Genomic DNA, 25,619 nt, shown 5'->3' with positions numbered 1-25,619 from the left:
ATCCGGCCTTTTGTTTTTACTATTTTTGCATAGTGATCATCACACTCAACAATCCGGAAGAATTTAAACAGAAAGCACTTGCCTGGGCCAACGGTTTTGAATTGGCCTGCTGCTTAAACTCAAACCATTTTGCGGATAAATACGGCAAGTTTGAAGTGCTGATAGCTGCAGGTGTAAAAGATGAGTTGACCGCCGATGCTGGCAATGCCTTTGAACAACTGGAACACTTCAGGCAAAAGCATCAGGGTTGGATAACCGGTTTTTTTGGCTACGATCTGAAAAATGAACTTGAAAACCTATCCTCTGCGAATGCTGATGGCCTGGGCTTCCCGGATATGTACTTTTTCGCTCCTAAACATATTATTTTTATAAAGGGGAATGAGGCAGAGGTAATCAGCGACGATGCTGATGGTGTATTAAAAAGTATTGAGCAGGCCTCAATACACCCAACATATCATCCGGTATTAGCCCATGTAAAAGCCCGATTTAGTAAAGAAGAATACCTGCAAACGGCCAATAGAATAAAACAGCACATTGCCCGCGGGGATATTTATGTAACCAACTTTTGCCAGGAGTTTCACGCTGAAGATGCGGTGATCGATCCGCTGAGCGTATATAGCAAACTGAACCACATCTCCCCTAACCCTTTCTCGTCCTACTTTAAATTGAATGATAAATATATGATATGTGCGTCGCCGGAGCGCTTTATAGCTAAGCGTGGTGATAAGCTAATATCGCAACCCATCAAGGGCACCGCTAAACGCAGCGACAACCCTGCAGAAGATGAAGCGAACAAAGCATCATTAAAAGAGCAAACTAAAGAGTTGCAGGAAAATGTGATGATCGTCGACCTGGTACGTAATGACATGACCCGTTCTGCAAAACCCGGCACGGTTAAAACGGAAGAACTTTTCGGATTGTACAGCTTTAAACAGGTGCATCAAATGATCTCGACGGTGGTATGCCAAAAGGATGAAGCCATCAGCGACGTACAGGCCATAAAAAACACCTTCCCGATGGGGAGCATGACGGGCGCACCCAAGATAAGTGCCATGCAACTGATGGAACAGTACGAACGCAGCAAGCGGGGCATCTATTCCGGCGCGATAGGCTATTTTAGCGCGGATGGTGATTTTGATTTTAACGTAGTGATACGCACGCTGCTGTATAATTCATCTAACCAATATCTATCCTTCCAAACCGGCAGTGCTATCACGTTTAATGCAGATGCAGCGCAGGAATATGAGGAATGTTTATTAAAGGCGAAGGCTATTTTGGAAGTTTTGAATTCATCGGCTGTTTCTTAACGCAGGTATTATGTATTTGCCCAGCAGTTCAAACGCCTGCTTGGCTTTCCACGAACTGTAGTTTCCCTGTGTAAATACAACTACGGCGTTTAATCGCTTAATAACAAAAATGTATTGGCCACCGTTGCCTGATGCAAATAATAACTCCTCGTGTAAATCGGGTGTTTTTAAAACCTCGCGGTACCAGTAATTACCATACAATGTTTGCTGCGGAACCAGTAAAGAGCTTCGGCTCGATTTGGCGAAGGAAAATTCAGGGATAGGTATTTTAATTTTGTTTAACGCCTTTATCCATTTCTTTGATACGATTTGCCTGCCTTTCCATTTACCTTCATCCCTTACCAGGCGGCCTATCTTTAACATGTCCACAGGTTTTATATAGAATGAGCCACCGGTCATGCCGTTACCACTTTTGTCTATAGTCCATTTATAATCAGTGATACCCATCGGATCAAAAAGATATTGCCTGGCAAAGCTCATAATGGACATATTAGTTACTTTGGCGATGATACCACCAATTATGACCGGATCGCAGGAAGTATAAGCGAATATTTTGCCGGGTGTATCCTTCATCGGTCGCTCCAGCGAGAATTTAACCCAGTTATTACTTCCGGCCATCTCATCTTCACAATCTTTGGTACCGTTAAACTCCTCGCAATCGAAACCCGATTGCATATCCAGCAAATGCTGTACGGTTAATTGTTTCCTTAGCGGATCATTGGTTAGTAAGGAAGAATATTCAGGAAAAAAATCATACACCTTTTGATCGGTACTTTTTATAAATCCCTTATCAATGGCTGTGCCCAGTAATAAGGCTGTTATAGCCTTGAATGAAGAACGTGAATCATGCAATGAATCCGGATTGAATTTATTAAAATATCGCTCATAGATTAGGTTATCATTAACCAAAACGGAGATGCTATGTATTCCCGGATATTCGCTTCCTGATATAGCAGCTGACATATTTTGCAACAGCAAACCAGCATCCGCAGGCTGTTTTTGAGCAGTTAACTGCAAACAGTTGCTTATCAAAATTGCGATAATGAGTAACCTTTTCATCTCAAATCAAATTGTGTTGCACTTATAAGACAGCAACCTAATTAAACACTTACACTGTTTACCAGCAACCGCCTGGCTGCCCGAACGCTAACTTCTGATCCTTCAGCAAAAAATACCGAATAAGGCTTAACCGTCAGGAACGGCTCGAATGCTTCGCCATATAACTTCTTAACGTCAGCATCAAATACAAAGTCTGTAACCTCGCCTATACGCCAGGGTACATGCTCAACCTGGTATTCCATTGAATCGGTTTCGCTGCGGAGGTTGTAACCCCAGTAATGTTCTAAAATGAACTCCTCGGCACTACCCGGAATCATGGGCGTAAAATTATTATTTACTGTTGCACCGAGTTTATTCCAGCGGCCTTTAAGTTGCCATTCATATAGATATGACTTATGGTTGGCATTAACTGTAGTAATTTGATGCCGCATTGGCAGGCACCGATAATGCTCCTTGTATAGCGTATTGGCTATGAGCGGTATCATAGCCTTAGGTACTATCTCACTTACAAAAACAGTTCCCCGCTTCCATTCTTTACCATCATAATGCCGTACGTAAAAGCGCAGGTTAATTTCTTCAAAGTTCACATGCCCCGGCCACTTTATCCCAAGCACACGGGTATCTAAAAACAGGAAGCCAACCATGCTCACCAGGCATTTGCCCTGCCATAGGTCGAGCTCGGTAGCGGCAGGCAAATAGGGTTTCAATATTGCCGGATCTACCTCATAATTGATCATCACCAGGTTTTTCCAGGCTGCGGTAAGAAATTTATTTTTAGCCATAAACAAAAAATCCCGCCCTTATAAGGGGCGGGATGCAAAATAGATTATTTCTTGTAATACTTCATCGCTTCAGGTATGCGATTTTGGATATTACGGATACGGGTAGCATCTGAAGGGTGCGTGCTTAAAAACTCAGGTGGCGCACCGCCGGCTTGTTTTGATGCAGCCATACGCTGCCAGAAGGCCACAGCCTCGTTCGGATTATATCCGGCCATCGACATAAAGATCAACCCCAGCCTATCGGCTTCTGATTCGTTATCACGTGAATATTTAAGCATGGCTAACTGGCCGCCTACACCGTATAACTGCCCAACTATAGCCTGGGTTGCCTGCGACTGGCCTCCTGTTGCCGCGCCCACTACGGCGCCACCTGCCTGTGCTGCCATTTGTTTTGACATTTGCTCCGCCGAGTGGCGTGCTATGGCGTGGGCAATCTCATGGCCCATTACAACCGCTAAACCGGCATCAGTTTTTGTTACAGGCAATATGCCGCTGTACACGGCCACTTTACCGCCGGGCATACACCATGCGTTAATCTCCGGGCTTTGTATCAGGTTAAACTCCCATTTAAAATTGTACTGATCGGCATAACCATTATCTTTTAAATATTTTTCAATAGCTACGGCAAGCCTGCCGCCTATGGTTTTTATACGCTGGGCATCGCTGGTGCCTGATATCACTTTTGTTTTCGGATCGGAAAGTAGTTGCTGGTAACTTTGTGCTGCTGCCTGGTTGATCTGGTCGTCGCTTACCAGGCTAAGCTGCCTGCGGCCGGTAAGTGGCACAGTTGAGCAAGAATAAACAACAACACTCGCTACTAAGGCAAGCATTGCAAGTGGTTTAAATGGTTTCATAGAGTTTAAGTGACTTTTTTTTTAAATAAATTAACTTTCGACTCCTTGCCTTTTAATAAACGCTCGATATTTTTTTGATGGGTTACCAGTACGAGCAAACAAATGCACATGCCATAAATAATGACCGATTTTATATACACCGGGAATATAAACGCTACACCGATGGGATAAGTAAATCCAGCCATTATCGAGCTTAATGACACATATTTGGTAATAAGCAACACAACAATAAATACCACAACGCAAAGCAGGGCCGCGTGCAGGTTTATAGCCAATATCATTCCAAATAATGTAGCCACACCTTTGCCGCCCCTAAAACCTGCAAATACCGGGAACAAGTGGCCCATTACCGCGGCTATGCCCAAGGCCAGCGCGTAGTTGGTAAACGCTACCGAGTTATGCGGCCCGGTGGTTGATACACCAATAATGTAAGCGAGGTTAGTGGCTGTCCACCCTTTAAGTATATCAATAAGCATTACCGGTATGCCCGCCTGCTTGCCCAATACCCTGAAGGTGTTGGTGGCACCGGCGTTGCCGCTGCCATATTCGCGCACATCAATACCATAAAATGATAAACCTATCCAAACAGCCGTTGGTATAGACCCGCAAAGGTAAGCCAGTATAAGTGCTGTAATTGAATAAATGGATATCATATACCCCTTGTGTGTATAAAGTAAAGCGTAAAGTTTATTATCATTTAATTAACTGCTTTTAAGCTTAAATCGAGGCTTTTTACCGAATGGGTTAATGCCCCCATTGATATGTAATCAACCCCGCAGGCGGCATATTCACGCACGTTATCAATAGTGATACCGCCGGATGCCTCAGTAATAAACCTTCCATTGATTACGGCCACAGCCTTCTTCAGGTCATCAAACCCAAAATTGTCAAGCAATATACGGTCAACACCGCCGGTTTGCAATACCTGCTGCAATTCGTCAAGGTTGCGCACCTCAATTTCAATAGCCAGTTTTTTATGTGCAGCGGTGTACTTCAGCGCGTTTCCAATAGCCGGCTTTATACCACCTGAATAATCAACATGGTTATCCTTGATCAATATCATATCATACAACCCGAAACGGTGGTTTACACCGCCGCCAATACGTACCGCCCATTTTTCGAGATAACGTAAGCCGGGAGTAGTTTTCCGGGTGTCAAGCACTTTAGTATTGGTTCCGGCAAGCATATCAACTATACGGCGGGTAATTGTGGCAATACCGCTCATGCGCTGCATGCAGTTAAGCACCAGGCGCTCGGCAACAAGTATGCTGTGTACGCTGCCTTCAACCTCAAGGGCAACATCTTTTACTTTAATGGCATCGCCATCCTTTAAAAAGGTAGTTACTTTAAGTTCAGGGTCAACTATGTTAAATATCTCCAGTGCCAGTTCAACACCAGCTAAAATACCATCATCCTTAACCAGCAAACGCGCCTTACCGGCGGTACCGGCCGGAATTGTAGCCAGCGAGGTATGGTCACCATCGCCTACATCTTCCTGTAATGAGTTGATAATAAAGTTTTTGATCAGTTCCTTGTCCAAATCTGCTTGTTTAATGCCCTCAAAAATAAGAACAATTGACAATTATTAAGCTTTTTCGGCTTCAATCCGCAAATCAATGATCTGGAGTTCACCTTTAACACTGTTTAAAGTGAATGATACCCGGAAAGTGCCTTTATCGGTTACAAGCAACAAAACACCAAAACGGTAGGTATTACTTGTATTTACCCGATGCAGTACTTTAACACTTTTAGGTTTATTTTGTGTGAAGAATTTACTTAAAATGATACCTGCCTGCGTGTTGGAGTAAGTTTCTTCCTTTTTAAGTAAGGTAACATCAAGCGTTGGTGCCAGTTTTTTGGTAAGTTCGGTAGCATTGCCTTGTTTAAATAACTCCGCTATGCTGTCTATCGGATCGGCCAGGGCCAACGCCGGTAACAAGTAACAAATAACTAATACCGGCAAAAATTGCAGCTTTCTCATAATCCTCGTCACAATTTACACTAAATAATTACAATTAAACAAGCATATAACTACTTATAATTTATTAAAGTTTACACGATGCCTTTATATTTGCGCTGTGGAAACTAATAAAAAACTTGTACTGATGATACTTGACGGCTGGGGATATGGCCGCCAGGATCAGTCGAACGCTATATATACAGCTAATACGCCATTTTTTGACGCGCTGTTACAACAATATCCAAATTCCAGGCTCGAAGCATCGGGCACGGCTGTTGGTTTGCCCGCCGGGCAGATGGGCAACTCCGAAGTTGGGCACATGAACCTTGGTGCCGGGCGTGTTGTTTACCAGGAACTTGGCCGAATTAACAAAGCGGTTGACGAAAAAGAACTGGCCGGCAACCCGGTAATAAAAGAGGCATTTGATTATGCTAAACAAAACGGGAAAGATGTACACTTTATCGGCCTCGTGTCTGACGGGGGGGTACATTCGCACATTTACCACCTAAAAGGTTTGGTTGATGTAACCCAGCAATACGGTTTGGGTAAAGTGTACATTCATGCCTTTTTAGATGGCCGCGATACCGATCCGCAATCGGGCCTGGGTTTTGTTACCGAGGTTGAAGAATACATTGCCCCTACCCCGGTTAAACTGGCATCAGCCATTGGCCGTTATTATGCCATGGACCGCGACAACCGCTGGGAACGTGTAAAACAAGCTTACGACCTGCTAGTGAACGGCACCGGCAAGCCGGTACAAAGCATTACAGATGCCATTAAAGAATCGTACGCGCAGGAAGTTACCGATGAGTTTATTTTACCGGTAGTAAAAACTGATGCCGATGGCGCGCCTATCGCTGTAATAAAAGAAGGTGATGTGGTGATCTGCTTTAACTTCCGTACCGACCGTGGCCGCGAGATCAGCCTGGCATTAACACAGAAGCCTTTCCCTGAATACAACCTGCATCCGCTGAAAATCAAATACGTCACCATGACATCGTATGACGATACATTCAAGGATGTTGATGTGATCTTCCGCAAGGATGACCTGACCAAAACCATTGGCGAGGTATTGCAGGATGCCGGTAAAACGCAGATACGTATTGCCGAAACAGAAAAATATCCGCACGTTACCTTTTTCTTTTCAGGCGGCCGCGAAAAAGAGTTTGAAGGCGAGAAACGCTTATTAATTCCATCGCCAAAAGTAGCTACTTATGATCTACAGCCGGAGATGAGCGCGTTAGGAATTCGTGATGCCATCATTCCCGAACTGCAAAACAGGTGGCCTGATTTTGTATGCCTCAACTTTGCCAATACCGATATGGTTGGCCATACCGGCGTATTTGAGGCTGTAATTAAAGCTGCCGAAACCGTTGATGCCTGCACACAGGCTGTTGTTGAAACCGGCTTGCAGCATGGCTATTCATTCATCATTATTGCCGACCATGGTAATGCTGATTTTATGATAAATGAGGATGGATCACCTAACACGGCCCATACCACCAACCTGGTGCCTTGTATAATTATTGACAGCGATGTTAAAACCGTAAATGACGGTAAGCTTGGTGATATTGCCCCAACCGTACTTAAAATTCTGGGCGTTAATATCCCGGCGGAAATGACGGGCGATGTACTGGTATAAACATTTAAAAACAGTTATATTTTCTGTAGCGATCACATCAGGCTTTAGCGCATGCAAGCCTGATGTGGCCGTTAATAACGCTGAGTACTTTGACGTTAAAGGTTATTTTAACAACGAAACAAAACGGCTGACGCAGATGCATCCCCGCGTAAAAAAAACGGTTAAACATAACTTGGACAGTGAAAGCCATGACATAACCATCGCGAGCTGGAAGGAAGAATTGGGATTATTCGCCGGATCGGACATTAATAAACCGGCATGGCGCAGCAGTTATGCGGTTATTAAACGTGGTAATACTACCATTTACAAAGCCAAACAACCTGATCTGAAAACCCGGTCAATCACCATTACAAACAACGGCAATAACATTCGCTCCATACTCATTGTTAACCATACCAGCAACCTGCTATATTCAAGTACCGAAAAGCTCAATTACTACCCGGACTCGGCATACCATATCACTAAAATACAGAACGTGCGCCTGCTTGGCGAAAACAGTTACGATATAGACAGTAAGTTTTAGTTGCGTTTGCCGGTAGCAGTAGCCAGCTTTTCTTTTGAGAGATCGATCAGTGCAGATATATCGCTGCGGCTTGGGTTGCTTTCTATCACCTTTTCCAGATCACCTATAGAAGCCCTGAGTGAGTTGATACCACGGTTTCTGTCGGCACCAGTGGCGGCATGCTCCAATTTAAATAATCCATAATCGCGGTAAGCGATACCACGATTTTGAAACAGCTTCATATCATTCGGATCGGCACTTACGGCAATAGCCTTGGTGAGATCCTGTATCGCCCCGAGCAGGTGCTTTTCCTTTTCTGTTACAGGCAAGGTGGCATCACGGCCTAAAAAACTTTTTGAACGGGCCCGGTAATAATAAGCCGAAGCATCAACCGGTTTTATAGCGATCACCTTGGTATAGGCAACTATAGATTTTTTGTAGTTTTCGCTATGATAATACGAGTAACCCAGCATCCAAAGGGCGTTAGCATTGCTTGAATCCACAAGGCATGCCTTCTCCAACTGCTTTACAGCGGCTTTAAAATTCCCATCCATCAAAGCCTGCTGGCCCAGCTTTACATAAGCGCTTTGGGCCATTGATGTTTCAATGGATGAAATCAGTAATAATGATATAATAGCCGATAATCTCACAATAGCCGTACGGGTTGAACAAAATTAGTATAACATTAACTAACTTTGCAACAAAATATTATGTGGTTTAGCACTAATTGTGAAATTTATACCCGGTATAAATAACCCCAACGGGGTGACTTTTTTTCAGCACTTTGGGGGTAAATATTTTTCAGCATTCAATAACCTAACTTTATCTTGACGACTTATTTACAGCACATTAGCATATTGAAGCTATAATGCTGTAGCAAAAACGATTATTGGCACAGGTGTTGAACCATATAAAGCAACTATTTAAAAGCACTGTTAATGGAGCCCTGTTATACCCCGGGCTGCCAATATGGCGCTAAAAATTTAATTGAATGAGTTACGATCCGTTTGACTTTAAAAATACTTTACCGATAATAAATGATGAGTCAGAGTTTTTCCCGCTGATGTCTACCGAAGACGAAGCGGAGATGAACAATGAGGAACTTCCTGAACTGTTGCCTATACTGCCCCTGCGAAACACTGTATTGTTTCCGGGTGTGGTTATCCCTATTACCGTTGGCCGCGATAAATCTATCAAACTAATTCGGGATGCCAACAAAGGCGACCGCATGATAGGTGTTGTTGCCCAGCAGGATGTATCCATTGAGGACCCGGTATTCGCGCAATTACACAACGTGGGTACGGTTGCTGTTATTATTAAGGTACTACAAATGCCCGATGGTAATACTACCGTAATTATACAAGGCAAAAAACGCTTTTTACTGAAGGAAGAGGTACAAAGCGAGCCGTATCTGAAAGCTACCATTGAGCCTTACCGCGACCTGCCCGGCAAAGAGGATAAGGAATTTAAGGCCATGATATCATCCGTAAAGGATATGGCCATGAGCATTATCCAGCTATCGCCCAATATACCAAGCGAGGCAGGCATAGCCATAAAGAACATTGAGAGCACGGCATTCCTCATCAACTTTATCGCATCAAACATGAATGCCGATATGGAGGCCAAACAACGCCTGCTTGAGGTTTCGAGCCTGCGCGAACGGGCTAATATGGTGCTTGAGCATTTAACGCTCGACCTGCAGATGCTGGAGTTAAAAAACCAGATACAAACCAAAGTACGTGTTGACCTGGACAAGCAGCAGCGCGATTACTTTTTGAACCAGCAGCTTAAAACCATACAGGAAGAACTGGGCGGCAGCAGCCCCGACCTGGAAATAGAGAACCTGCGCCAACGCTCATTAAAAAAGAAATGGGCCAAAGAGGTAGGCGACCATTTTAGTAAAGAACTTGAAAAACTTGCCCGCACCAACCCTGCCGCTGCTGATTATTCGGTGCAGATGAATTACCTGGAGTTGTTGCTTGATTTGCCTTGGAGCGAGTTCACTAAAGATAACTTTGACCTTAAACGCGCTCAAAAAGTGCTGGATAAGGATCACTTTGGCTTAGATAAGGTTAAGCGCCGCATAATTGAATACCTGGCCGTGCTCAAGTTAAAGCACAACATGAAGGCGCCTATCCTTTGCCTGGTAGGCCCTCCGGGTGTGGGTAAAACCAGTTTAGGTAAATCCATAGCTAAAGCGCTTGGACGCAAATATGTACGCATGGCGCTTGGCGGCGTGCGTGACGAAGCCGAAATCCGCGGCCACCGCAAAACCTATATCGGCGCTATGCCGGGCCGCATTATTCAATCGGTAAAAAAAGCAGGCGCCGCTAACCCGGTATTTATTTTGGATGAGATAGATAAGGTAGGTAACGATTTCAGGGGTGATCCATCATCGGCACTGCTGGAGGTGCTTGATCCCGAACAAAACAGTACTTTTTATGACCATTATGTGGAGCTGGATTTCGATCTGTCTAACGTGATGTTCATCGCTACCGCCAACTCGCTAAGTACCATACAACCGGCATTGCTTGACCGTATGGAAATCATCGAAGTGAACGGCTATACCATTGAAGAGAAAATAGAGATCGCTAAACAGCACCTGCTACCTAAACAGCGCGAAGCGCATGGCTTAAAAACCAAGGATATAACGCTGAAGCCTGATGTTTTGGAAAAGGTGATCGAGGATTATACCCGCGAATCGGGCGTACGGTCATTAGAGAAAAAGATAGGCTCGGTTGTTCGTGGTATCGCCAAAAGCATCGCGCTTGAGGAGCCTTACAACAGCAACGTTAACAAAAAGGACATTGAAACCATACTGGGTGCACCCATATTTGATAAGGACCTATATGAAGGCAATGATGTTGCCGGCGTAGTTACCGGCCTGGCCTGGACATCCGTTGGCGGCGATATATTGTTTATTGAAGCCAGCCTGAGCCCCGGTAAAGGCAAGCTTACCCTTACCGGCAGCCTGGGTGATGTAATGAAGGAATCGGCAGTGATTGCGCTGGCTTACCTGCGTGCCCATGCATCCTACTTTAATATTGATGGCCGTTTGTTTGACCAATGGGATGTACACGTTCACGTACCGGCGGGTGCCACCCCTAAGGATGGCCCGTCAGCAGGTATTACGATGCTGACCGCGCTTACATCAGCCTTTACCCAGCGCAAAGTTAAACAAAACCTGGCCATGACGGGCGAGATTACGCTACGCGGCCGGGTATTGCCTGTGGGTGGTATCAAGGAGAAAATATTAGCTGCCAAACGCGCCAATATCAAGGAAATCATCCTGTGCAAATCAAACCAAAAGGATATAATGGAGATCAAAGAGAATTACATTAAAGACCTGAATTTCCATTACGTTACGGATATGCGCGAGGTTATCAACCTGGCGCTGCTTAACGAAAAGGTGAAGGAGCCCATTGATCTGACCATCAAAGAAAAAGAAGCGAATCAGACTAATTAATTATACTCGCTTACCATAATATAACACTAATAAAAGCAGGAACTATTTTCCTGCTTTTTTATTTAACAGACGGTTGGTATTTAATTAATTTAAAATCAATATCTTCATGGCATTTACGCAAACCATGATAAAACCTTTTCCACTCCTGTTGCTGATTGCCCTATGTATTAGCAGCCTTACTGTACATGCCCAGAAATTATCCCCGGCCGATTCCGTTGAAAAAGCATACGCTAATAAAAGAGCTAAAACCTTCTTCTTTGAACTGCTTGGCCCTGGTGCCGCCTACTCCGTTAATTACGATATCCGCTTTAGCAAACAGCAGGATGGCTGGGGAGGCCGCGCAGGTATAAGCTATTACGCTAATGCGGGTGAACACCTTTTTACAGTGCCTTTGGTACTTAATTACCTGGCAGGTAAACACGGAAAATATTTTGAGGTAGGCGCGGGCATCACCTACTACAATGTAAACTCAAACGACTTATTTTTTGACAATTCAAACTACGGCAGTAGCCCGGATGATATCAACAGCGGCATTTTAGGTACGCTTAACTTCGGCTACCGTTACCAGCCGGTTGACGGCGGCTTTTCATTCAGAGGCGGTGTTAGCCCGGTAATTAATTCCGAGCGATTTTTACCTTTTTGGCCTTACATAAGCTTTGGCTACGCTTTTTAACATATATGATAATTAAAAGATTATCATTAGCGTTTATGCTTGCTACAGCACTTTCAACAGGCAAAGCTCAGCAATTATCTCCCGCTGCCGATACTGTTTCAATAAACAGGGCGCAAAGTATTTATGTAGAATTAGGAGGACTCGGCCTTACCATATCAGGAAATTATGATACGCGGTTTGCAAAAAAACGCGATGGTTGGGGCGGGCGCATAGGTGCAGGCGGCAGTGCCGACTATGATTATTCATCCTTTACCATCCCTATGCAGGTTAATTATCTGCTTGGCAAATCAAACAGGTTTTTTGAGATAGGCGCAGGCGTTACTTACATATCTTATAACAATAAAGAAGGTAACGGCGGCGGTTACATGCCTTTTGCCGATGGAACTACCATAGCCGGAACCACTACATTTGGCTACCGCAGACAACCATTACATCATGGCCTTAATTTTGGTGCGAGCATTAACTTACTGTTTACTGATAATTTGTTTATGCCATTTGCTGGTATAAGTTTAGGATATACTTTTAAATAACCAGGCATCTCCTTTTTATACTCTAATAAAAAATATACCTTTAAAGCCGGATGCCATCATCCGGCTTTAAATTTACACTCCCCCTGTAATATTAATGAAGTTTAAACAAACACTGCTATTGTTGTGCCTGCTTTGCGGATTACGCTCATTTGCTCAAACACACCGTAACGAGTTCGGCTTTCAAAGCGATAACGATTCCTTTTTGGCACAAGGGTCTGACCGGTATTATACCAACGGCCTGTTTATTTTCTTCAGGCGGGGGTTAACTGTTAATGATACATCGCGATTGCAAAACAAAGTTTTGGGTATTGAGTTAGGCCAAAAAATATTCAACCCCGCAAGCGGCCAGGTACCCGATCGCGGCTTGGTTGACCGGCCTTTTGCAGGCTACCTGTACGCCGGTGCCAACCTCAACTTTTTATATAATAACGAAAGTAACCTGAAATTAGGCGTACAGATCGGCATGGTAGGCCCTGCCGCGCTCGGCCGCCAGGCGCAGGAAGTGATACACAATACCTTTGGCTTTTATGAACTACAGGGTTGGGAATACCAGATCCGTAATAACTTTCAGTTTAACCTGCAGGGAGAGTATAACCGGCTACTTGGTCGTGCGGGTAAGGATGCCGATGTATCTTTAAACACCTATGCAAACCTGGGTACCGGCTTTACCGGCGCAGGCGCGGGTTTTTTAATTAGACTGGGCAACTTTAACCAGCTATTTAACTCGGTAAGCACACAAAGTACCGCCATTAAACAACGCGGGTTTGAGCCACTAAACAAGACCGAATTGTTTTTTTACCTGCGCCCGATGTTACGCTACGCAGCCTACGATGCCACCATTGAGGGCAGCTTATTTAACAACGATGCTGATGGCGTTGAGGTAAGGCTAACCCGAAAACCTATTGTATTTAGTCAGCAAGTAGGTATTACTTATGGCGGTGAGCGTTGGATATTCGACTTATCGGCTACCTTTCAAACCAAGGATACCAAGGAGATGATGAAAGCCCACCAATGGGGATCGGCTACTGTTTTGTACCGCTTTAATTAATAATCGTAATCCCTTTTACGTCCGTCCTTTTTGGCAGATTGCAGGCGCTTGCTTACGGCACGTGCAGCTTTTACGGCACGGCTAACTTTTGTTGGCTTACGTGGTTTATCAACCTGCATAGCTTTTGTTAACAAGGCAATGAGTTTCTCGATGGCTTTTTCTTTATTAAGATACTGGCTGCGTTCTTCATCACAAACTACCTGAACTAAACCATCCTTATTTAAGCGGGCATGCAGCTTGCTTTTGATGAGCTGTTTTTCATCTTCATTAAACAATAATGAATCATCTACCGAAAAAAGCAGTTCTACCTTGGTTGATACCTTGTTAACGTTTTGCCCGCCCTTACCGCCACTGCGCGAGGTTTTGTAGGTCACTTCCTTTTGCAGCTCAGCCTTGTTTGTATTCATGCGGCAAATATAATTTGTTTTCGGGGCAACGCTTTTATTTTGTATCTTGGAGGCTCTATGAATAACAATATCGTTGTAGCTATTGACGGTTTCTCGTCGTGCGGTAAAAGTACCATTGCCAAAGCCTTAGCCAAAAAACTCAATTTTGTTTATATTGATACCGGTGCCATGTACAGGGCCGTTACCCTATACTTTTTGCGCAATGAGATTGATGTAACCGATGATACACAAATTGAAGCCGCGCTCAATAATCTTAACATCACTTTTAAAACTGTTGACGGGCAGGTTCATATCTACCTGAATGATGAAGATGTATCAGAAGAGATCAGGCAGATGCATGTGGCCTCAAACGTAAGTAAGATAGCCGCCATACCCGCTGTACGCCACGCCCTGGTTAAGCAGCAGCAGTTAATGGGTAAATCCATCAATATTATAATGGATGGCCGTGATATTGGCACCACCGTTTTCCCGGATGCACAGGTGAAACTGTTTATGACCGCCGACCCTAAAATACGCGCCGAACGCCGTTATAAGGAACTGGTAGCTAAAGAGCCCAATATTACCATGGAAGAGGTTTTTGATAACCTGGCCCTGCGCGATCATGATGATACCACCCGCCAGGAAAGCCCGCTGGTGCAAGCCGATGACGCTATTGTTTTAGACAATAGCTACCTTACACCTGATGAGCAACTGGAGTTTGCTTTAAGCAAGATACAGCCTTTTATTAAGGAATAATTTCGGCATCAAAACGCTCGGCGGTTACGCCGAAGCGGTTTAAAAAATCCACACCCTCATCGCTGGGCAAGCCTTTGTATGCCGCGTATGATTTGTTGTACAATACATGCTTTATGCCTGCCGAAAATATCAGCCTGGCACAAGGCAGGCATGGCGACAGCGTAGTATACAAGGTAGCGCCGTGCAGGTTAGCCCCATTTTTAACCGCGTATAATATGGCGTTCTCTTCGGCATGCAGGGCCAAAGAGCAGCTCCCGCGTGCGTCACGTGGGCAGCCGGTTTCAGGCCATTCCTCATCGCAGTTATGGGTGCCCGAAGGCGGCCCGTTATAGCCTATAGAAATTATGCGGGTATCTTTTACCAACACCGCACCTACATGCGCCTTAACGCAATGCGACCGACGGGCTAAGTCGGTCGCGAGGTTCATAAATATGTTATCGAAACTGGGTTTCATTTTTTCAATGGTTACTGGTCAGTTATCATTAAGCAATGGTCATTGAACTACTTTTTATAAAAGGATTGGTCAGTTATCATCAGCCTACATAAATTTATGGCTAATGACAACTGACCAATGACCAATGCCTGTTCAACTGAATTAATGTCCGCCTTTTACTTCAAGGGCGTCAAAATCAATACCCTGGGATTTAAGTATGCTTTTTGCTTTTAACGCATAGAATGCCAGGTATGCAAAACAACCTACACCTACCAGGTATGACCATTGAATACCTAATAAGTTATCGCCTGCTAACACACCTTGCAGTAAGCTGATGATACCACCACCCATAATCATCATGATCAGGAAGCCTGATCCCTGATTGGTATGTTTACCCAATCCGGATACGGCAAGCGTGTATATACATGGCCAAAGTGTAGAGCAGAATAAACCAACGCTAATAAACGCAAAGGCGCTGACCATACCGCTTGTTAGCATACCGATAAATAAAGCGGTGATGCCCATTGCCGAAAAAATGAATAATAAACGGGCGGGACTGCCTTTACTCAACATATCACCAATAATCATGGCGATAATAACAAATCCATAAACATAGAAAGGTGTTACGTCATGCTGAGCCATTTTGTTAACAGCTAAAAATACGCCAAAGGCAAGATACGGAACTACAACGTTCAATACCTTACGCAATCCACCGCTAACGTTAAACGCGCCTACCGAAGCAGTCCAACGCCCTATCATCAAACTTGCCCAATACAACGACACGAAAGGCGCGATATTAGCCGTAGCTAAACCAAGCTCTTTACCCATATATTCAGGCAGGTTACTCGCTGTTGATACTTCTACACCCACGTAAACAAATATGGCGATCATACCCATCCAAAGCTGAGGATAATTTAAAGCGCCTTTCTTTTGGCCGCTTGCATGAACGTGCGATACATCGGTAGGTGTACTTAGATCGATTGTATCTGATTCGGTTTCAATTTTGTTAGGAATTGATGAAAATTTAAATACTACAGCTACTACTATAAAAAGAGCTCCTAAAATTAGATATGGAAATTTCACAGCGCTGATACTTGCATCAGATGAATTGGCACTAACAGATCCGAATATGGCAAGGCTCACCAACAGGGGGCCTATAGTTGTACCGAAATTATTTACACCACCTGTTAAGCTAAGGCGCTGTGCACCGGTTTTAGGGTCGCCAAGGGCTACAGCCAAAGCATTAGCCGCGATTTGTTGTAATGAAAAACCAAGGCCAACTATAAATAAACCGGTGATCATGATCAGGAACGAAGCGGTTTCGGCAGCAGGATAAAACAATAAGGTACCTAAAGCCGAAATAACCAGGCCTATGGCGATGCCGTTTTTATAGCCAATACGATTTAGCAAATCACCACCTAAACTATTAGAAATTACTGTATAAATAATAGATCCTACGGTGTAAGCCACATAAAAAGCAAAAGATATCATTTGCGACTGCCATTGCTCAAGGTTAAGTTTTTCCTTAAATACGGGAATCAGGATGTCATTACTGGCTGCTACAAATCCCCAAAAAAAGAATACAGTAACGAGCGTCGCAAGCGCCGATCCATAGCTTTTAGTTTTGTTTTGTTCCATTTCTGTTAGTTGCTTGTACAAAATTTTATTAAGGCACTAACATAAATCAATTTTTATAATTTACTGTTATAAGATTACATTTATTACAACGGCCCTTATATTTTTATTTGGTTTATGAGATAAAATCGCATATTCGCATGATCAAAATTTGCCGTCTAAGATATAGTTAATGATAGCAGCCATAATTTCAGGAATCGGTATAGGTTTGATATTAACATTTATTACCGGGCCGGTTTTTTTCTCGCTCATCAAAGTCAGTATTGAAAAAGGTTTTCAAGCGGGCGTTGCATTCGCGCTTGGTGTGGTATCTACCGATGTTGTGTTTGTAGGCGCTATACTTTTCGGCTCGCAACTGGTTGATATTACCGCGCAAACTAAAATTTACGCGGGCGTAGTAGGCAGTGTTATACTGCTGGGTATCGGCATTTATTACATCTTTAAAAAGGCGGATGTAAACTACAACAACTCCACCCCATCAAAACTTAAACGCACCGGGTATTTTTTAAAGGGCTTTATCATGTGCATATTCAACCCTACCATCCTTTTCCATTGGATGATGGTTATAGGTACGGCCAGTACTACCTACCATGAAGGCGTCCCCCATCGGCAGCTAAAATTAGCCATCATGTTTTTAACGGTACTTTTGGTACAATTCGGGTTAGATACTTTAAAAGCATTTTATGCTAATAAACTGCGCGACCGAATATCAGTTAAGCTGGTACATAAACTCAACCAGGTAGCAGGTATAGCGCTCATTATCGCCTCATTCATCCTGTTCGACAGGTTGGTTACCCACATCGTTTTCGCGCCGGATAAGGTTTCTTAATTCTCTGCAAAAAGTTTCATAAACTAAAAACGCCCCGTTTCCGGAGCGTTTTTAAATATTATATGCTTTGGTGAAATCCGGCTTACATATAAGCACGTTGGTTTTTGCCTTCCATCCAGTTAACAAAAGCACGGTTAACCACCTTGTTGCCACCCGGAGTTGGATAGTTGCCTGAGAAATACCAGTCGCCGGTATGGTCAGGGCAGGCAATGTGCAGGTTATCCAGGGTTTGATAAATCACCTGAACTTCGGCATTTGTATTTTTTGGTGTGATGATCTGCGCTATACGGTCAGATATCTCCTGATCGGTAAACGGCTCGTAAATGGCCTTAACATAGTTCACCACTTCTTCTTTAGGCAGCTTGGCGCTGTCTTTACATTGCTGGTAAACCTTTAAAAGCACGTCTTCTTTGCCGGCATCTTTAAGCAGGCTAACCGCGGCCTCAAAAGCCACAAACTCACCCATGCGAGACATATCGATACCATAGCAATCCGGGTAACGGATCTGCGGGGCTGATGATACCACCACGATTTTTTTAGGTCCTAAACGGTCCAGTATTTTCAGGATGCTTTGTTTAAGCGTAGTACCGCGTACAATGGAATCATCCAGTACAACCAGCTTATCGGTACCGCGTTTTATTAAACCATAGGTGGTATCATAAACGTGGGCTACCATTTCGCTGCGGTCGGCATCCTGGGTAATAAAGGTACGCAGCTTAACATCCTTAATCGCTATCTTTTCAACGCGCGGAGCCAGTTGCAGCACTTCGGTCAATTCCTCATCGCTGATCTTGTCGTCGCGGTTAAGCAGCCTGTCGCGCTGATATTTTTTAATGTATTTGTGCACCCCTTCAACCATACCGTAAAAGGCAACTTCGGCGGTATTGGGTATGTAAGAGAATACGGTATTTTTGATGTCGTTATCAACAAAATCCAATATCTGCGGGCAAAGCAGCCTGCCTAATTGCTTACGCTCACGGTAGATAGATGAATCGCTGCCCCTTGAAAAATAGATCCGCTCAAACGAGCATGATTTTTTTTCCTGCGGCTCGCTAAACATATCTTCAGATACATCACCGTTCTTTTTAACAATGAGTGCATGGCCGGGCTTGATCTCATTGATCTCCTCAACCGGAATGTTAAAGGCCGTTTGTATGGCCGGGCGCTCTGATGCCGCAACTACTATCTCATCATTGTAATAGTAAAACGCCGGGCGAATACCCACCGGGTCACGCATTACAAAAGCATCGCCATGGCCCATTATACCGGCTATGGTATAACCACCATCCCAGTTTTTTGCTGATTTACGGAGTATTTTGGCAACATCAAGGTCATTGGCTATCAAATTGCTGATCTCCATATTGTCGTCATGTCCCTCGCGTTTGTACTGGTCAAACAAGCCCTGGTTTTCGGTATCTAAAAAATGGCCTATCTTTTCCAGAACGGTTACTGTATCAGCCTTTTCCTTTGGATGTTGGCCAAGGTCATAAAGCTGCTGTAACAATTCGTCAACATTGGTCATGTTAAAGTTACCGGCAATTACCAGGTTACGGGTTTTCCAGTTATTTTGACGAAGAAAGGGGTGGCAGTTTTCGATACTATTTTTGCCATGCGTACCATAACGCAGGTGGCCTAACAGTACCTCACCGGTAAAACTCACATGTTCTTTAAGCCATTCGGCATCAGCAAGTTTTTCCGGAAATTCCTTTTGAATGTCGGCAAATTTTTTCTGGATGTACTCAAAAATATCAGCAACCGCGTTGGAGGCCATTGAACGGTGTCGGCTAATGTAGCGCTTGCCCGGTTCAATATCCAGCTTAATGGTAGCAACACCTGCGCCATCCTGGCCGCGGTTGTGTTGTTTTTCCATTAAAAGGTACAGTTTGTTTAAGCCGTACAGCGCAGTGCCATACTTTTGCTGATAATAAGAGAGTGGCTTTCTTAGGCGGATAAATGCCACACCGCATTCATGTTTAATCTGATCGCTCATGATTTGGAATGAGGTTGCAAAGGTAAACTTTTGCCGGAGATAATCTCCTATCCTATTGTCATTAAAAAAGCATTAATATTGATATTAATTTAACACCAATTTAACCACCCTACAAAGCACGAGCGGGTACCATCTTTTTTCGCAGCCATTTGCGCACCGGTTCATCATACCATTTTAAAGCCGCCAGCGCCAGTAATATAAAAAACACAAACAAACCGATAGCAACAGGCAGGTTCTGTTCAACAGTTGGCTTTTTTACGCTGATCCAATAACCGTAAATGTAGATGAATGGGTAATGGATCAGATATAACGGGTAGGATATATCACCCGCGAATTTACAGATACCGGCCAATCTGCCGCTTACCTGCCCTCCTGCCCCGGCAACTACCAGCAACGGGAAGAGCAGGATGATACAGCTTACATCATATAACCCGTTGAGGTGAAACCTCGGCATAAAGAATACCACAATCAGTATCAACGAAAGAAGCGGATAGGCCATCGGCATACGAATCAGCTTACCGGTACGGAACAACAGCAAACCGGCAAAAAACGGAAACATCATGCGTATAGGTGCTGCCCAAAAGTTACCGTAACCCCAGCCAACGCCTAAATAGTTTTGGTTAAGCCCCATTACAACCAAGGCTATGCCTGATAATATGACGACCGCTATTAAAGCAGGCTTATTTAATTTGCGGCCGATAAGCGCGTAAAGTATATTGGCGATGTATTCCTGCAAAAGCGACCAGCACGGCCCGTTCAGCGAATGGGTTTCTCCCCAGGCCCGAACATCAGGGTATGGTAAAATGGTGTAACCAACAAGCACGATACCCACCATTTTAAGCAGGCTCATGTTAAAAGAGCTGTCGTGATACGGATCGAACCAGAAAGCTATAGCGCCGAGGGTAACGCTGAATATGACCATGGGATGCAGGCGTGCGAACCTTATTTTAAGGAACTTCCCCACGCTCATGCTGCCCCAGCGGTCATCATAAGCATAGCCCACCACAAAGCCCGACAGCAGGTAGAAAAAATCGACTGCCAAATACCCATGGTTCATCGGGTGCGTTTCGGGCGGAAAGTTAACTTCGAGGATGTGAAAGATAACAACCAGGATGGCGGCAGTACCGCGCAATCCATCGAGTATAGGGTAATGAGGTTTCATCAAATAAAAAAATGCTTATGATGCCGTAAAGTAATCATAAGCATTTTAAAATAGGGTATGTAGATGGTTTGTTACAATTTTTCGCCGTGCTGGCTGATGTCCAAACCTACTATCTCTTCTTCCATCGATACACGCAGCGGCGATATCATATCGGTGATCTTTAACAACAATAGCGAGCCAAAAAATGCGAATATTGAAGTGCCGACCAATGCTACCAACTGTATTAAAAACAACTTGGTTTCGCCAAAAAACAGACCGTTACCATTAGCCATGCTGCTGTTTACATTATGGTGCGCAAATACGCCGGTAAGCAGCATGCCCACCATACCACCTACGCCATGGCAAGGGAAAACATCCAAAGTATCATCAATTGAAGTACGGGTGCGCCATTCAACCACCAGGTTGCTTATAATGGCTGATATAATTCCGATAGCCAGGGAATGCGGTACCGATACAAAGCCCGCGGCCGGTGTAATGGCCACTAAACCCACTACGGCACCTATACAAGTACCCATGGCGGATGGCTTACGCCCGCGCAGCATATCAAAAAATATCCAGGTGATACCTGCCGCGGCTGACGCGGTTGTACTTGTCGCAAGGGCGGTAACTGCCAATGGATTAGCACCAAGCGCCGAACCTGCATTAAAACCGAACCAGCCAAACCACAATAAACCGGTGCCGATAATTACGTAAGTGATACGTGCCGGTGAATGCGTAGCCTCGTTACGGCGTTTTAGATAGATAGCTGATGCCAAAGCTGCCCAGCCTGCCGACATGTGCACAACCGTACCACCGGCAAAGTCAAGCACGCCCATTTTAGCCAAAATACCGTCAGGATGCCAGGTACTGTGCGCCAGCGGCGAAAATATGCAGATTGAAAACAGGATCAGGAAAATAATGTAGGAATTGAAACGGATACGCTCGGCAAAGGCACCGGTGATCAGCGCGGGGGTTATGATAGCAAATTTGAGCTGGTACATGGCAAACAATAGTAACGGAATGGTGGGCGCTGCCGGCCAGGTTGCCGTACCCAGCATACCTTTCATCATAAAAAACGTTGCCGGGTTACCTATTACACCGCCTACACTGTCGCCAAAAGCTAAACTGAAACCAAATATCCCCCAGATAACGGTGATGATAACCATACACACCACGCTTTGCAGCATGGTGGAGATCACATTTTTTTTATTGACCATACCGCCATAAAAAAAAGCAAGCCCGGGTGTCATGATCAGTACCAGCGCTGTCGACATCAGCATCCAGGCAATATCCGCCCCGTTGAACTGTGATTTTTCAGTTGTATTTAATTCAACTGAAGGAAAAACGAACGTTAATACTAAAGCGATCAGAATCAGCAGGAAGGGGAAGTACCGTTTCATCAAATGTCATCTAATAAATTCAAAACGGCGTGAAAATATGATTTTTATTATAAAATAACTATCAAATTTGAGTTTTTAAATAAATATCGAAGGAAATATAGAAATTACAGCACGCTATACAACCAATTCGGGAAAATACCTAACAAAATTATCAACAATGATAACACAACTGCTAAAACAATTACCTTTTTATCTGAATAGTCGGGTTCGCTAACCGTAGTTGTCTTACGTAAAAATAAGTTAAGCGGAATTTTGATGTAATAAAATAACGATACTACAGTAACAACGGCTCCGGTTATCATCAAAATTAATAACCAAATATCATGGCTTTGCTGATAAACGGTGTAAACTGATGAAAATACGAATAACTTACCGGTAAAACCAGCCGAAACAGGCAAACCCGTTAATGAAATTAGCACAATTACAAAACATACAGATGCAATAGGGTACTTAAAGCCTAAGCCTTTGTACTCGCTCATTTTTTCGGCACCGGTTTGGTTGGTAAAATAGGTGGCGAGTAACAGCGCTGCGATGTTGGCAACAGCATATACCACCAAATAATAAATTAGTGAGGTTAAACTTTGTGGCGTAAAGCAAACCACTGCCATCAGCGCGAAACCGGTATGGCCAATACTTGAGTAAGCCAGCATACGCTTTACGTTCTGCTGCGCTACCGCCGCGAAATTACCGGCAACCATGGTAATTACGCCTATTGCCGATAATACCAGCCTGAAATCAAAATCGGGATGCGGAACCACGGCTACAAAGGCATTTACAAAGTTGATCAGCAGGGCAAAAGCGGCAATTTTAGGTACGGTTGACAGATAGGCCGTAACCGGCGTGGCTGCTCCTTCATAAACATCGGGCACCCAAAAGTGTACAGGTACGAATGACAGCTTGAAACCAATGCCTACCAGCACCAGGCTCAGCGCCAAACCGACACCGGCACTACCCGCGCCTGAAAGATTTACCATAAACTTAGGGTCCCAGATATCAAGCGTACCGGCAAAACCATAGAGTAATGATATACCATACAACAGTACAGCCGACGAAGCGGCACCAAACAGTACGTATTTTAAACCCGCCTCGGCACTGAAACCATTTTCGGACCGGTAGGCTACCATGAGGTAGGACGCGATAGACACCATCTCGATAGCCAGGTAGATTGACAGCAGGCTGGTCGCCATCGCCATTAAGTGCATACCTAAAACCGAACCTATGGTGATAGTATACAGATCAGACAGTCCTTTTTTATGGGAGCTGAGCTTATTATCCCATGCAAAATACAACAGCAACAAACAGGTTAGCAAATCAATTATCGCCTTAAAGGATACCGCTTTGCCATAAAGCAGCAGCATGCCGTTAAACAGCGAAATAGTGCCACCAGCCTGCTCAATTAAAAAATACTGATCGTAATCTTTAAAAAAAACAATTACCAAACCCGCCATGGCAATGGCCCGGCAATACTTTACGGAATTTTTGCCAATGAACAGATCAGCAAGCAACACCAAAACAAACAACGCGCTCAGGTATAATTCCGGCACAAAGTACTTGATATCATTCAGTATCCTGCTTAACTGCTCGGATATGGTAGGTAACAGATCGTGCATTTATTGAATGTTATTTTTCAAAAATTCTACCAATGCCAACACGCTATCATTCGCTACATCCAGCACCAATGATGGTAAAATACCCAATGCCAGTGCCATTACAGCCAGTGGTACAAGTGTCGCCGTTTCGCGAAAGTTGATATCTGTAAGTGCTGTGCGCCATACTTCGCCACCTTTTAAAAGGGGTTGGCCGAAGAACATGCGTTGCAGCGTCCATAAAAAATAGGCAGCGCTTAATAATATCCCGATCGTGCCGCCAATGGCCATCCAGTATGGCAGCAATCCGTTAGTAGTTGACGATTTAAAGGTTCCGGCCAGGGTAAAGGCTTCGGCCACAAAGGCTGAAAAACCGGGCAGACCCAACGAGGCAAAAAAGGCGATCATCACAAAGGCGGTATATTTTGGCATGATACTGCCCAGGCCTCGGAAATTGTAAATATCCCTGTCGTGCACGCGGTTATACACCACCCCTACCAGGTAAAACAGCATGGATGATAAAAAGCCGTGACTAATCATTTGCAGCACTGCGCCGCTGATACCCTCGGCGGTTTGCGAGGCGATACCCAGCAGCACAAAACCCATGTGCGATACGGACGAGTAGGCGATCATGCGTTTCAGGTCGCGCTGGGCAAGGGCATTCAACGCACCATATAATATGGATATTACACCCAGCAAGCCCAGCCAGAACGCGCCGGATGCCGCGACTTCGGGAAAGATGCCCAAACAGATGCGAATAATTCCATAACCACCGATCTTTAACAATACACCAGCCAATATGATAGATACCGGAGTTGGCGCTTCCACGTGGGCTACAGGCAACCAGGTATGCAGCGGTACCACCGGTACCTTAATGGCAAAGGCTATGAACAGCACGATGAAGCCTACCACGCGCGCAGGCACGCCTAATATGGTTTGCTGCGCCAATGCCGAAAATACAGAACCTTCGCTGTAATTGGCCGGGTTCATCATTTGTACAATATTGAAGGTATGATTGCCTGTTGCCGGATCAGTAACCGACAAGTATAAACCTACCATCACCAACAACATGAATACCGAACCAAAGAGGGTGTATAAAAAAAATTTTATAGCCGCATACTCCCGCCGAACTCCGCCCCACATACCAATTAAAAAATACAATGGCAGCAGCATCAACTCATAAAACAGGTAAAACAAAAAGAAATCCAACGCGCAGAACACACCGATTACGGCCATATCCAATAACAGGAATAAAGCGAAAAAGCCTTTCAGGTTACTGCTTATCTCCCATGAGGCAACGGTAGCGATCACCATGACCAGCGTAGTCATTACCAGTAAGGGGAGTGAAATACCATCAATACCTACAAAATAATCTATCTGCATAGCCCCGGCAGCACCAAGATCGAGGTGGATCCAGGGCAGCTTTTGTACAAACTGAAACTGATCTTCATGGTTGATCCCGCCAAAACCGGCACCTGTTTTAAAGTCGAGGTAGATCCATATACTCAGCGCGAACTGAATGAGTGTGGCCAGCAGGGTAATATATTTAAAGCTCGCCCGTAATGATGACGGCAGCAGCAATATAATTGCGCCGAACACTATGGGGATGAATATCAGTATCGTTAAAAGGTTCATCAGTT

The 25,619-nt window shown here is 44.4% G+C and carries 24 protein-coding genes; 9 read left to right on the top strand and 15 right to left on the bottom strand.

The window, feature by feature from the left end:
• The first annotated feature begins 32 nt into the window (after positions 1–32).
• Positions 33–1,307: an anthranilate synthase component I family protein gene (locus AC3WJC_RS03470; protein WP_492397679.1), complete on the top strand. Its 1,275-nt coding sequence runs from the start codon at positions 33–35 to the stop codon at positions 1,305–1,307.
• Here AC3WJC_RS03470 and AC3WJC_RS03465 read toward each other — a convergent pair.
• The 6 genes from AC3WJC_RS03465 to AC3WJC_RS03440 all read right to left on the bottom strand — a co-directional run bounded on the left by AC3WJC_RS03465 (position 1,290) and on the right by AC3WJC_RS03440 (position 5,983).
• Positions 1,290–2,270: a serine hydrolase domain-containing protein gene (locus AC3WJC_RS03465; protein WP_492397678.1), complete on the bottom strand. Its 981-nt coding sequence runs from the start codon at positions 2,268–2,270 to the stop codon at positions 1,290–1,292. The two genes, AC3WJC_RS03470 and AC3WJC_RS03465, sit on opposite strands and share 18 nt — an antisense overlap.
• A 137-nt stretch (positions 2,271–2,407) precedes the next feature.
• The gene (locus AC3WJC_RS03460) at positions 2,408–3,148 is read right to left on the bottom strand and encodes a YqjF family protein (RefSeq protein ID WP_492397677.1); all 741 of its coding nucleotides are present in this window, start codon (positions 3,146–3,148) and stop codon (positions 2,408–2,410) included.
• Between the two features lie 44 nt (positions 3,149–3,192).
• Positions 3,193–4,002 (bottom strand): M48 family metallopeptidase, encoded by an 810-nt coding sequence (locus AC3WJC_RS03455; protein WP_492397676.1) that lies wholly within the window; start codon positions 4,000–4,002, stop codon positions 3,193–3,195.
• A gap of 5 nt (positions 4,003–4,007) precedes the next feature.
• Positions 4,008–4,655 (bottom strand): glycerol-3-phosphate 1-O-acyltransferase PlsY, encoded by a 648-nt coding sequence (gene plsY, locus AC3WJC_RS03450; RefSeq protein WP_492397675.1) that lies wholly within the window; start codon positions 4,653–4,655, stop codon positions 4,008–4,010.
• 44 nt (positions 4,656–4,699) lie between these two features.
• Positions 4,700–5,542: a carboxylating nicotinate-nucleotide diphosphorylase gene (gene nadC / locus AC3WJC_RS03445; RefSeq protein WP_492397674.1), complete on the bottom strand. Its 843-nt coding sequence runs from the start codon at positions 5,540–5,542 to the stop codon at positions 4,700–4,702.
• Positions 5,543–5,587: 45 nt separating this feature from the next.
• Positions 5,588–5,983 carry a DUF4783 domain-containing protein gene (locus tag AC3WJC_RS03440; RefSeq protein ID WP_492397673.1) on the bottom strand — a complete coding sequence of 132 codons (396 nt, stop codon included), beginning with the start codon at positions 5,981–5,983 and terminating at the stop codon, positions 5,588–5,590.
• Between the two features lie 97 nt (positions 5,984–6,080).
• Here AC3WJC_RS03440 and gpmI point away from each other — a divergent pair, with 97 nt between their 5' ends.
• Positions 6,081–7,604, top strand: a complete 1,524-nt coding sequence (gene gpmI / locus AC3WJC_RS03435) for a 2,3-bisphosphoglycerate-independent phosphoglycerate mutase (protein ID WP_492397672.1) — start codon at positions 6,081–6,083, stop codon at positions 7,602–7,604.
• Positions 7,591–8,127, top strand: a complete 537-nt coding sequence (locus AC3WJC_RS03430) for a hypothetical protein (protein ID WP_492397671.1) — start codon at positions 7,591–7,593, stop codon at positions 8,125–8,127. Before gpmI ends, AC3WJC_RS03430 begins: the two co-directional genes overlap by 14 nt.
• Here the strand turns inward: AC3WJC_RS03430 and AC3WJC_RS03425 are convergent.
• The gene (locus tag AC3WJC_RS03425) at positions 8,124–8,756 is read right to left on the bottom strand and encodes a tetratricopeptide repeat protein (protein WP_492397670.1); all 633 of its coding nucleotides are present in this window, start codon (positions 8,754–8,756) and stop codon (positions 8,124–8,126) included. The two genes, AC3WJC_RS03430 and AC3WJC_RS03425, sit on opposite strands and share 4 nt — an antisense overlap.
• Before the next feature lie 341 nt (positions 8,757–9,097).
• On the opposite strand from AC3WJC_RS03425, the gene lon reads away from it, so the two are divergent.
• The 4 genes from lon (at position 9,098) to AC3WJC_RS03405 (ending at position 13,823) form a co-directional block, all read left to right on the top strand.
• The gene (lon, locus tag AC3WJC_RS03420) at positions 9,098–11,572 is read left to right on the top strand and encodes an endopeptidase La (protein ID WP_492397669.1); all 2,475 of its coding nucleotides are present in this window, start codon (positions 9,098–9,100) and stop codon (positions 11,570–11,572) included.
• 106 nt (positions 11,573–11,678) lie between these two features.
• Positions 11,679–12,245, top strand: a complete 567-nt coding sequence (locus AC3WJC_RS03415; RefSeq protein WP_492397668.1) for a hypothetical protein — start codon at positions 11,679–11,681, stop codon at positions 12,243–12,245.
• A 5-nt stretch (positions 12,246–12,250) separates the two neighbouring features.
• A complete protein-coding gene (locus AC3WJC_RS03410; protein WP_492397667.1) occupies positions 12,251–12,775 on the top strand; it encodes a hypothetical protein in 525 nt (174 codons plus the stop codon).
• Positions 12,776–12,869: 94 nt separating this feature from the next.
• Positions 12,870–13,823: a lipid A deacylase LpxR family protein gene (locus tag AC3WJC_RS03405; RefSeq protein WP_492397666.1), complete on the top strand. Its 954-nt coding sequence runs from the start codon at positions 12,870–12,872 to the stop codon at positions 13,821–13,823.
• On the opposite strand, the gene arfB is transcribed toward AC3WJC_RS03405, so the two are convergent.
• Positions 13,820–14,230: an alternative ribosome rescue aminoacyl-tRNA hydrolase ArfB gene (gene arfB, locus AC3WJC_RS03400; RefSeq protein ID WP_492397665.1), complete on the bottom strand. Its 411-nt coding sequence runs from the start codon at positions 14,228–14,230 to the stop codon at positions 13,820–13,822. The two genes, AC3WJC_RS03405 and arfB, sit on opposite strands and share 4 nt — an antisense overlap.
• Before the next feature lie 57 nt (positions 14,231–14,287).
• Here arfB and cmk point away from each other — a divergent pair, with 57 nt between their 5' ends.
• Positions 14,288–14,965 carry a (d)CMP kinase gene (gene cmk, locus AC3WJC_RS03395; RefSeq protein ID WP_492397664.1) on the top strand — a complete coding sequence of 226 codons (678 nt, stop codon included), beginning with the start codon at positions 14,288–14,290 and terminating at the stop codon, positions 14,963–14,965.
• Here the strand turns inward: cmk and AC3WJC_RS03390 are convergent.
• The gene (locus AC3WJC_RS03390) at positions 14,955–15,419 is read right to left on the bottom strand and encodes a deoxycytidylate deaminase (RefSeq protein WP_492397663.1); all 465 of its coding nucleotides are present in this window, start codon (positions 15,417–15,419) and stop codon (positions 14,955–14,957) included. The genes cmk and AC3WJC_RS03390 overlap by 11 nt on opposite strands.
• A gap of 141 nt (positions 15,420–15,560) precedes the next feature.
• Positions 15,561–17,036, bottom strand: a complete 1,476-nt coding sequence (locus tag AC3WJC_RS03385) for an MFS transporter (protein WP_492397662.1) — start codon at positions 17,034–17,036, stop codon at positions 15,561–15,563.
• A gap of 169 nt (positions 17,037–17,205) precedes the next feature.
• Here AC3WJC_RS03385 and AC3WJC_RS03380 point away from each other — a divergent pair, with 169 nt between their 5' ends.
• Positions 17,206–17,862: a LysE family translocator gene (locus tag AC3WJC_RS03380; RefSeq protein WP_492397661.1), complete on the top strand. Its 657-nt coding sequence runs from the start codon at positions 17,206–17,208 to the stop codon at positions 17,860–17,862.
• Positions 17,863–17,944: 82 nt separating this feature from the next.
• Here AC3WJC_RS03380 and AC3WJC_RS03375 read toward each other — a convergent pair whose 3' ends face one another.
• The 5 genes from AC3WJC_RS03375 to AC3WJC_RS03355 all read right to left on the bottom strand — a co-directional run bounded on the left by AC3WJC_RS03375 (position 17,945) and on the right by AC3WJC_RS03355 (position 25,614).
• Entirely contained in the window at positions 17,945–19,852 is a 1,908-nt protein-coding gene (locus AC3WJC_RS03375) for an amidophosphoribosyltransferase (RefSeq protein WP_492397660.1), read from the bottom strand.
• A 109-nt stretch (positions 19,853–19,961) separates the two neighbouring features.
• Positions 19,962–21,014: an acyltransferase family protein gene (locus AC3WJC_RS03370; protein WP_492397659.1), complete on the bottom strand. Its 1,053-nt coding sequence runs from the start codon at positions 21,012–21,014 to the stop codon at positions 19,962–19,964.
• Positions 21,015–21,085: 71 nt separating this feature from the next.
• Positions 21,086–22,393, bottom strand: coding sequence for an ammonium transporter (locus AC3WJC_RS03365; RefSeq protein ID WP_492397658.1), 1,308 nt, complete (start codon positions 22,391–22,393; stop codon positions 21,086–21,088).
• Positions 22,394–22,497: 104 nt separating this feature from the next.
• Positions 22,498–24,003 carry an NADH-quinone oxidoreductase subunit N gene (locus tag AC3WJC_RS03360; RefSeq protein ID WP_492397657.1) on the bottom strand — a complete coding sequence of 502 codons (1,506 nt, stop codon included), beginning with the start codon at positions 24,001–24,003 and terminating at the stop codon, positions 22,498–22,500.
• Positions 24,004–25,614, bottom strand: coding sequence for a complex I subunit 4 family protein (locus AC3WJC_RS03355; RefSeq protein WP_492397656.1), 1,611 nt, complete (start codon positions 25,612–25,614; stop codon positions 24,004–24,006).
• Positions 25,615–25,619: the final 5 nt, after the last annotated feature.

The sequence above is a fragment of the Mucilaginibacter sp. FW306-07-L genome, from assembly GCF_058782065.1.
The sequence above is the reverse complement of the archived record's forward strand: the minus strand, read 5'-3'. Positions and strand labels throughout refer to the sequence as shown.